An 8,322-nucleotide genomic window follows, 5' to 3' on the forward strand; every position below is an offset into this window, starting at 1 on the left:
GCCGCATGGATGCGGCGACCGAGCTTACAGGGACGTACTTGCAGCGTCCCCCTCGACCGGACCCACCCCGCCTACTCTCAGGAAACCCGCTTCTGCTGTTGCTTCGGCTTCGGCTTCGGCTTCGGCAGGTGCAGGGCGGCAGCCCTGCATGAAAAACCCCACCCCCTACCAAGGTAGGGCGGCCCGCGTGCCAGCGCGGGACTATCCTCGAATGCATGACTTTGTCTGGGAGGGCTGCGTCATGAACTACGAGGAAACCTACCGCCGCTCGATCGACGAGCCGGAGGCGTTCTGGGGCGAGGAAGCCAAGCGCATCTACTGGCATGTGCCGCCGAAGCAGGTGCTGGACTACAGCAATCCGCCGTTCCGCCGCTGGTATGTCGGGGGCGAAACCAACCTCTGCTACAACGCCGTCGATCGCCATCTCGTTGATCGGCCCGACCAGCTCGCGCTGGTGGCGGTCTCCACCGAAACCAACATCACCCGCGAAATCACCTACCGCCAGCTGTACCGCGAGGTGAATGACTTCGCCGCGGTGCTGCAGCGCCTGGGCGTGGGCCACGGTGACCGCGTGGTCATCTACATGCCCAACATGGCCGAAGCCGTGTTCGCCATGCTGGCGTGCGCGCGCATCGGTGCGGTGCATTCGGTGGTGTTCGGTGGCTTCGCCGCGCACAACCTGGCGCTGCGCATCGACGACGCCAGGCCGAAGCTGCTGATCGCCGCCGATGCCGGCATGCGCGGTGGCAAGGTCATCCCGTACAAGGCCATGGTGGACGCCGCCTGCGCCGAGGCGACCAGCCCGCCGCCGCACGTGCTGATCGTTTCGCGCGGCCTGGATCCGGCCGAGCCGCGCGTGCCCGGCCGCGATGTCGACTACGCCACACTGCGCGCGCAGGTGGGTGAGGTGGACGTGCCGGTGAAGTGGCTCGAGTCCAGCGAACCCAGCTACCTGCTCTATACCTCCGGCACCACCGGCAAGCCCAAGGGCGTGCAGCGCGACGTGGGCGGCTATGCCGTGGCGATGGCGCAGTCGATGCAGACGGTGTTCGACTGCCAGCCGGGCCAGGTGATGTTCTCCACCTCGGACGTGGGCTGGGCCGTCGGCCACTCCTACAACGTGTATGGGCCGCTGATCGGTGGCTGCACCTCGCTGCTCTATGAAGGACTGCCGACCAACCCGGACCCGGGCATCTGGTGGGCGCTGTGCGAGCAGTGCAACGTGCGCACGATGTTCTCCTCGCCCACCGCCATCCGCGTGCTGAAGAAGCACGATGCCGACTTCATCCACCGCCACGACCTGGACGCGCTGAAGTACCTGTTCCTGGCGGGCGAGCCGTTGGATGAGCCCACCGCGCACTGGATCAGCGAGGCGCTGGGCAAGCCGATCATCGACAACTACTGGCAGACCGAAACCGGCTGGCCGGCGCTGACGTTGTTGCCGGGGCTGGACATGAAGCCGGTGCGCTTCGGTTCGCCGGGCTTCCCCAACCTCGGCTATCGCATGAAGGTGATCGACGAAAACACCGGCGAGGAAGTCGCGGCCGGGCAGAAGGGCGTGCTGGTGGTGACCCCGCCGCTGCCGCCGGGCTGCATGAGCACGGTGTGGAACGACGATGCGCGTTTCATGCAGAGCTACTTCAGCCACTTCAAGGAACTGCTGTACAGCTCGCTGGACTGGGCCATCCGCGATGACGACGGCTACACCTTCATCCTCGGCCGCACCGATGATGTGATCAACGTGGCCGGGCACCGCCTGGGCACGCGCGAGATCGAGGAAGCCATCTCTGGCCACCCGCGCGTGGCCGAGGCGGCGGTGATCGGGGTCAAGGACGAGCTGAAAGGGCAGGTGCCACTGGTGTTCGTCACCCTCAAGCAGGGGCTCAACGGCGAGGACCCGGCGCCGGTAGTGGCCGAGATGATGGCGGCGGTGACCGCCTCGCTCGGTGCGGTGGCCCGGCCGGCACACGTGCACGTGGTCAACGCGCTGCCCAAGACCCGCTCGGGCAAGCTGCTGCGGCGCTCGCTGCAGGCGCTGGCCGAACAGCGCGACCCGGGCGACCTGTCGACCCTGGATGACCCCGGGGCATTGGAAGAAATCCGCCGCGCGCTGGGGCGGTAAGCCGATTCTGTAGAGCCGAGCCCGCGCTCGGCTGCGTTTGCCTGGTGGGGAAAAGACGCCAGGCATGGCCTGGCGCTACCCAAGCCGGCCAGCACATGCGCTAAGCTCGCCCTGTCATCGATCTGCAACAGAGCCTGCGCTTCGGGGAAGCTGCGCCGGCGCTGACGATGGCGACCAAAAGGGGCGCGCCCGCCCGGGCGCGCAGATGAAGCGCATCAAGGATTGGGGGGGATGCATGGCACTGCTGCACGCCAAGACGGCCGCTGGCCGCCAGGAGATCGAAGACCGTGGCCGGCGCCTGCCGGCGGGATTGCGTTCGATCCTGTTGATGGTCGATGGCCGCCGCGATGACAACGAACTGCGTGGCCTGCTCGAAGGCCTGCGCGCGCCGCCGGATGCGCTGCAGCAACTGGCGGCACTTGAGCTGATCGAAGTGGTCGGCGGCGCGGTCGAGCCGGTGGCCGCGCGTGCCCTCAGCAGCGGCCGCGAACAGGACCCGGCGCTGTACCAGCAGTTGTACGAGGCGATGAGCGAGGCAGTACGCCGCCATCTGGGCCTGAAGGGCTACTTCATGCAGCTGAAGATCGAGCGCTGCAAGGATGCGCTGTCGCTGGAGCGGCTGTGCCCGGAACTGCTGGATGCGGTGGCGAAGGCACGCAGCCCGGCACTGGCCCAGCGCTGGTGGCAGGAAACCCAGGTGCTGCTGTCGCCGGCGGCGGGCGAGGTCGTGCAGGCCTGACGTGGCGGGTAAAGTGGGCGGTGGATTCCACTGCCCTCGAGGATGCCTGCGTGCAGGACGAACACGACACCACCGACACGCCCGGTTGGGACGCCATCAATGCGGCGCTGGCACCGCTGTATGCCGGCCAGGAGCCGCGCCACTACGGCACCGCGTTGCCCTACACGCTGGGTGGCCAGGATCCGCTGGACGGCATCAGCGTGTACTGGGCCGACGCCCCCGTGCCGCACTGGCACTACATCACCTACGGCTTCTCCGAGCTGTATGCGAAGGAAAGCAGTGATGCCGACACCAGCGGTTACGGCTTCGAGCTGACCTTCCGCCTGGCGGCCAGCGCCGGCGAGGATGCCGGCAGCACGCCGCCGGTGTGGCCGTTGAACCTGCTGCAGAACCTGGCGCGCTATGTGTTCGGCAGCGGCAACGTGTTCGAAGATGGCCACCATCTCGACGCCAACGGCCCGATCGCGCTGGAGACGGACACCCGGCTCTGCCATCTGGCCTTCATCGCCGATCCGCAGCTGCCGGCGCGCGATACCGCCAACGGGCACCTGCAGTTCCTGCAGCTGGTCGGCTTGACCGATGAAGAAATGGAGGCGATCCGGCGCTGGTCGACCCGCGGCGTGCTGCAGGCCCTGCAGCCGGCGATGCCGCTGTGGATCACCGACCTGCACCGCGGCAACCTGCTCGATGACCCCGCGTTGGCTGCGCAGGCACGGGAGGGCAGTGAGCGTGAAGGCTCGACCACCGGCATGCTGTTCATCGAGACCCTGGGGTGGCGGCAGGAGGCGGGCGTGACCACGCTGGTGCTGGGCGCCGGCCAGGTTCCCAGCGTGTCCGAGCTGCTGGGCCTGCGCCTGCGCCATGGCAAGCCGCTGGAGCTGGTCAGCCGTGAGCGGCAGTGGACGTTCGTCCCGGCCGATGGCGACAGCGTTGAAGAGGTAGAAGGCGACAGCGCGCGCTGGCTGCTGGATGAGGCGGGGCTGCAGGCGATGGCAGCCGTGCCGGCCGAACGCGGCCTGTACCCGGTGGGGTCAAGGCTGCGCATCGAGGTGGTGCCGACCCAGCTGCGCGACGGCAAGGGTGCCGTCATCCGCGAGATCGGCTGAGCGCGACGAACGCGGCAGACGCGTAGAGTCGAGCTTGCTCGACTTATTGACCCGTGGTCGTTGGGGTCGGAGCCGTCTGCTGCGCAGACGGATCCGACCCCGCGTCTGGCCCCGTCCCGGCCTCAGGCCAGGCCTTCGGCCTTCAGCACGGCCTGCACGCCCGCGTCGGCTTCCATGCGGGTCTTGAATGCAGCCACGTTGTCCAGGCCGACCAGGTCGACCTTGGCGGCCGCCGCCCAGCGCAGGGTGATGTAGAAGTAGGGATCGGCGAAGCTGCGGAAACCGGCCAGCCACGGCTTGTCGGCCAGCTGCTTGTCGGCGGTTTCGAACAGGCCGCGCAGGCGCTTGCGCGCGGCGGCGCGGATGGCGTCGAACTGGCCTTCATCGGCGATGAACTTGGCCGGCCCGAACAGCGGCGAGAACGCCGGGTGCACGTCCGAATTGACGAAGGACAGCCAGCGGGTGGCTTCGGCGCGCTGCTGTGCGCTGCCATCGCCGGCCAGGCCGGCCTGCGGGAAGCTGTCGGCGATGTAGCCCATGATGGCTGCGTTCTGCAGCAGGATGAAATCGCCATCGACCAGCGCAGGCACCGCGCCGGCCGGGTTGATCTTGAGGAAGTCCGGACCCTTCAGGGTGTCCTTGTCCAGCAGTTCCACTTCATAGGGCTGGCCGGTCCACTGCAGGGCGATGTGGTCGGCGGTGGAACAGGCACCAGGCTTGCTGTACAGCTTCATGGGGACTCCAGGCGGGTGTGGCGGGAAACGTCCACTATCCCAGAGCCTGCCGGCGTGCGGCAACGCTGCCGCCGGCAACAGATCGTTACGACTGGCGAGGCTTGAGGTTCTGCACCTTATAGAAAGTGTGGTCGCCGATGGTCGCCACCTGGTAGGCATTGCGCCAGTTCGGGCTGGCAATGGACAGCGCGGCGAAGTGGCTGGCACCGGGGACGATCTCGCGGCGTTCGCCGGCCGGCAGCGCCCAGTTGCGCTCGGCGTCGAAGGCCACGTTCATCGCTTCGCTCCAGGCCGCGTCGTTGCCCAGCTGGGTGCCGGGGGAGACGATGGTCGGGGCGAACTGCTTGCGCGCGGTGACCACCTGGCACATCGAATCGCCCCACAGGCCGCTGTCGAGGCGGCGCAATGCGACTTCGGCGACGGCCTGCTGGCCGCGCAGGGTCTGGTCGCGGGCTTCCAGGTAAACGGTGGTGCTCAAACACAATGAATCAGCGGCCGGCTGCGGCAACAACTGCGACAGCCAGAGAATCCAGGCCAGTTTCATATAACTCCTTGCTCCGTGTGGGCCGCAGCCCGGGGTTCCAGCAGCGGGGGCTGCGGGCCGGGGTACGACTTGGCGTCATGGGGAGGCGGCCATCGGGGCCGCCCCGTGGGCGGCCCCAAAAGAAACGATCATCCGATCGAGGGGGCCGCGCCGGCTCACCGGGAACTGGCTGGTGAGCAGAAAGTTGGCGCAAGGTAGGGGGGCATTGCCGAACGCATCCTGAATCGGCTTGCTTGACATTCAGGTTGGGGCGAGGGGACGGAAATCACATTTTGTCCCCCATTCAGCCCCGTACTACAGCGCAGCAGCGGCGCGACTGCCCTGATCGATTGCTCGTTTTGCATCCAGCTCAGCCGCAACATCGGCACCGCCGATCACCTGTGCAGCGATGCCGGCGGCCTGCAGTTCGGCCTGCAGTGCGCGGTTCGGTTCCTGCCCGGCGCAGACCACCACGTGGTCGACCGGCAGCAGCTGCTCACTGCCATCCACACGGATGCGCAGGCCATCGTCATCCACGCCCAGGTACTCCACGCCGCCGAGCATGCGCACGCCCTTGGCCTTCAGCGTGGCGCGGTGGATCCAGCCGGTGGTCTTGCCCAGGCGCGCACCGGGCTTGCCGGCGCTTCGCTGCAGCAGCCACAGCCGGCGCGGCGAGGCTTCCACCTGCGGGCTGGCCAGCGCGCCGCGGGCCTCGAAATGGCGGTCCACGCCCCATTCGGCCATCCAGCGCTGCGGGTCCAGCGAGGGCGAGGGGCCGGCATGGCTGAGGAACTCGCCAACATCGAAGCCGATGCCGCCGGCACCGATGATCGCCGCGCTGGCGCCGACGTCGACCCGCCCCAGCAGCACGTCCAGGTAGGTGACCACCTTGGCGTGGTCGGCACCGGGGAAATCGACCTTGCGCGGGGTGATGCCGGTGGCCAGCACCACCTCGTCGAAGCCGGCCAGGGCAGCAGCATCGGCGCGGGTATCCAGGCGCAGCTGCACGCCGGTTTCCTGCAGCTTGTGGCGGAAGTAGCGCAGGGTCTCGTGGAATTCCTCCTTGCCCGGGATGCGCTTGGCCACGTTGAACTGGCCGCCGATCTCAGCGCCGGCATCGAACAGGGTGACCTGGTGGCCACGCTCGGCGGCCACCGTGGCGCAGGCCAGGCCGGCCGGGCCCGCGCCGACCACCGCGATCTTCTTCGGCGCGGTGGTGGGGTGGTAGACCAGCTCGGTCTCGTGCGCGGCACGCGGGTTGACCAGGCAGCTGGCCAGCTTGTTCTCGAACACGTGGTCCAGGCAGGCCTGGTTGCAGGCGATGCACGTGTTGATCGCATCGGCGCGGCCGGTACGGGCCTTGTTCGGCCACTGCGGGTCGGCCAGCAGCGGGCGCGCCAGCGACACCATGTCGGCGCCACCACCGGCCAGGATGCGCTCGGCCACTTCGGGCATGTTGATGCGGTTGGTGGCGACCAGCGGCACCTTCACGTGCGGCTTGAGCTTGGCGGTGACCCCGGCGAAGGCCGCGCGCGGCACCGAGGTGGCGATGGTCGGGATGCGCGCCTCGTGCCAGCCGATGCCGGAATTGATGATCGTCGCGCCGGCGGCTTCGATGGCCTGTGCCTGCTGCACGATCTCTTCCCAGTTGCTGCCGTCATCGACCAGGTCGACCAGCGAGAGCCGGTAGATGATGATGAAGTCCGGGCCGCAGGCCTCACGGATGCGGCGCACGATCTCCACTGCGAAGCGCATGCGCTGGCGCGCGTCGCCGCCCCAGGCATCGGTGCGCGTGTTGGTGCGCGGGGCGATGAACTCGTTGATGATGTAGCCCTCCGAGCCCATCACTTCGACGCCGTCGTAGCCGGCCTCGCGGGCCAGCTTCGCGCTGCGGGCGTAATCGGCGATATGGCGTTCGACGCCGCTGGCCGACAGCGCGCGCGGAGTGAACGGGTTGATCGGCGCCTTCAGCTTGGACGGCGCTACCGACAGCGGGTGATAGGCATAGCGGCCGGCATGCAGCAGCTGCAGGCAGATCTTTGCGCCGTGCTGGTGCGCGGCGGCGGTGAGCTGCTTGTGCGGGCGCACTTCCCAGGGCCACGACAGCTTGCCGCCGAACGGCTTCAGCCAGCCAACCACATTCGGGGCGAAGCCACCGGTGACGATCAGGCCGACGCCACCTTCGGCGCGCTCGGCGAAATAGGCGGCCAGGCGCGGGAAGTCGCGCGCGCGATCTTCCAGGCCGGTGTGCATCGAGCCCATCAGCACCCGGTTGCGCAGCTGGGTAAAGCCCAGGTCCAGCGGGGAGAACAGGTGCGGATAGGCAGTTTCGTTGGCTGGCGACATGGTCGATACGCTTGCGTACGGAAGCGCGCAGGGTGCCGCGAAACTGCGGCCGGGGCAAGGGCTGCCGCAGCGTCGGGTAGCGCCGGGCCATGCCCGGCGGCGCGGTCATCCGTGGCCGCGCTGCGCGCTCGCCGGGCGTGGCCCGGCGCTACCCCCCACCGGGCGGCCAATGCCGAACCAGCCCAGGGTGACGCCGCACAGCGGGCCGATCAGCATGGCGAAGGCCAGCGTGCCCAGGCCGATGTTGCCGCCCAGCCACCAGCCCACCGCCAGGGCACTGCCTTCGATGAGGGTGCGGACCTGCCAGATCGGCCGGCCGGTGCGCGCGTGCAGGCCGGTCATCAGCCCGTCGCGTGGGCCGGGGCCGAGGCGTGCGCCGATGTACAGGCCGGTGGCCAGAGCGATCAGCAGCAGGCCGGCGCAGAACAGCAGCAGCTGCCAGGCCAGGCCGGATGCCGGTGGCAGCAACCACAGGCCGAACTGCGCGGACGGGCCGATCAGCAGCACATTGAGCACGGTGCCCACGCCGGGTTTCTGCCGCAGCGGCCACCACAACAGCAGCACCGCCAGGCCGACGAGGTTGGTGACCAGGCCGAACGAAAGCGGCGAATGCAGGGTAATCCCCTGTGAAAGCACGTCCCACGGCGCCACGCCGATGGCCGCACGCACCATCAGGGCGATGCCGAATCCATACAGGAACAGGCCGGTGACAAGCTGGAGCAGGCGCAGGGGGAGGGCGGTGGGCATGGGGG

General features: G+C 68.5%; 7 protein-coding genes. 3 read left to right on the forward strand and 4 right to left on the reverse strand.

Annotated elements, in window-relative coordinates; all coding sequences use genetic code 11:
* Positions 1-241 precede the first annotated feature (241 nt).
* From prpE to IAE41_RS20930, 3 genes are all read left to right on the forward strand, one after another.
* Complete coding sequence (prpE, locus tag IAE41_RS20920; RefSeq protein WP_200734423.1) at positions 242-2,122, forward strand: propionate--CoA ligase; 1,881 nt, start codon at positions 242-244, stop codon at positions 2,120-2,122.
* 235 nt (positions 2,123-2,357) lie between these two features.
* The gene (locus tag IAE41_RS20925; protein WP_079220773.1) at positions 2,358-2,861 is read left to right on the forward strand and encodes a hypothetical protein; all 504 of its coding nucleotides are present in this window, start codon (positions 2,358-2,360) and stop codon (positions 2,859-2,861) included.
* Between the two features lie 50 nt (positions 2,862-2,911).
* On the forward strand, positions 2,912-3,967 hold the full coding sequence (locus IAE41_RS20930; protein ID WP_200734425.1) for a suppressor of fused domain protein: 1,056 nt from the start codon (positions 2,912-2,914) through the stop codon (positions 3,965-3,967).
* 122 nt (positions 3,968-4,089) lie between these two features.
* Here the strand turns inward: IAE41_RS20930 and IAE41_RS20935 are convergent, their stop codons facing one another.
* From IAE41_RS20935 to IAE41_RS20950, 4 genes are all read right to left on the reverse strand, one after another.
* Entirely contained in the window at positions 4,090-4,701 is a 612-nt protein-coding gene (locus IAE41_RS20935) for a glutathione S-transferase N-terminal domain-containing protein (RefSeq protein WP_079220774.1), read from the reverse strand.
* Positions 4,702-4,786: 85 nt separating this feature from the next.
* Complete coding sequence (locus IAE41_RS20940) at positions 4,787-5,245, reverse strand: cell wall hydrolase (protein WP_004154513.1); 459 nt, start codon at positions 5,243-5,245, stop codon at positions 4,787-4,789.
* A 294-nt stretch (positions 5,246-5,539) separates the two neighbouring features.
* Positions 5,540-7,570, reverse strand: a complete 2,031-nt coding sequence (locus IAE41_RS20945; protein WP_200734424.1) for an NADPH-dependent 2,4-dienoyl-CoA reductase — start codon at positions 7,568-7,570, stop codon at positions 5,540-5,542.
* Between the two features lie 105 nt (positions 7,571-7,675).
* The gene (locus tag IAE41_RS20950) at positions 7,676-8,317 is read right to left on the reverse strand and encodes a hypothetical protein (RefSeq protein WP_200734426.1); all 642 of its coding nucleotides are present in this window, start codon (positions 8,315-8,317) and stop codon (positions 7,676-7,678) included.
* Positions 8,318-8,322 lie beyond the last annotated feature (5 nt).

This window comes from Stenotrophomonas sp. S39, assembly GCF_016624665.1.
In the GTDB taxonomy this organism is placed as follows: domain Bacteria; phylum Pseudomonadota; class Gammaproteobacteria; order Xanthomonadales; family Xanthomonadaceae; genus Stenotrophomonas.

Coding starts and splice junctions, on each gene's coding strand:
- IAE41_RS20925 (WP_079220773.1), top strand. CDS start 2,358: ATGGCACTGCTGCACGCCAAGACGGCCGCTGGCCGCCAGGAGATCGAA.
- IAE41_RS20950 (WP_200734426.1), bottom strand. CDS start 8,317: ATGCCCACCGCCCTCCCCCTGCGCCTGCTCCAGCTTGTCACCGGCCTG.
- prpE (WP_200734423.1), top strand. CDS start 242: ATGAACTACGAGGAAACCTACCGCCGCTCGATCGACGAGCCGGAGGCG.
- IAE41_RS20945 (WP_200734424.1), bottom strand. CDS start 7,570: ATGTCGCCAGCCAACGAAACTGCCTATCCGCACCTGTTCTCCCCGCTG.
- IAE41_RS20940 (WP_004154513.1), bottom strand. CDS start 5,245: ATGAAACTGGCCTGGATTCTCTGGCTGTCGCAGTTGTTGCCGCAGCCG.
- IAE41_RS20935 (WP_079220774.1), bottom strand. CDS start 4,701: ATGAAGCTGTACAGCAAGCCTGGTGCCTGTTCCACCGCCGACCACATC.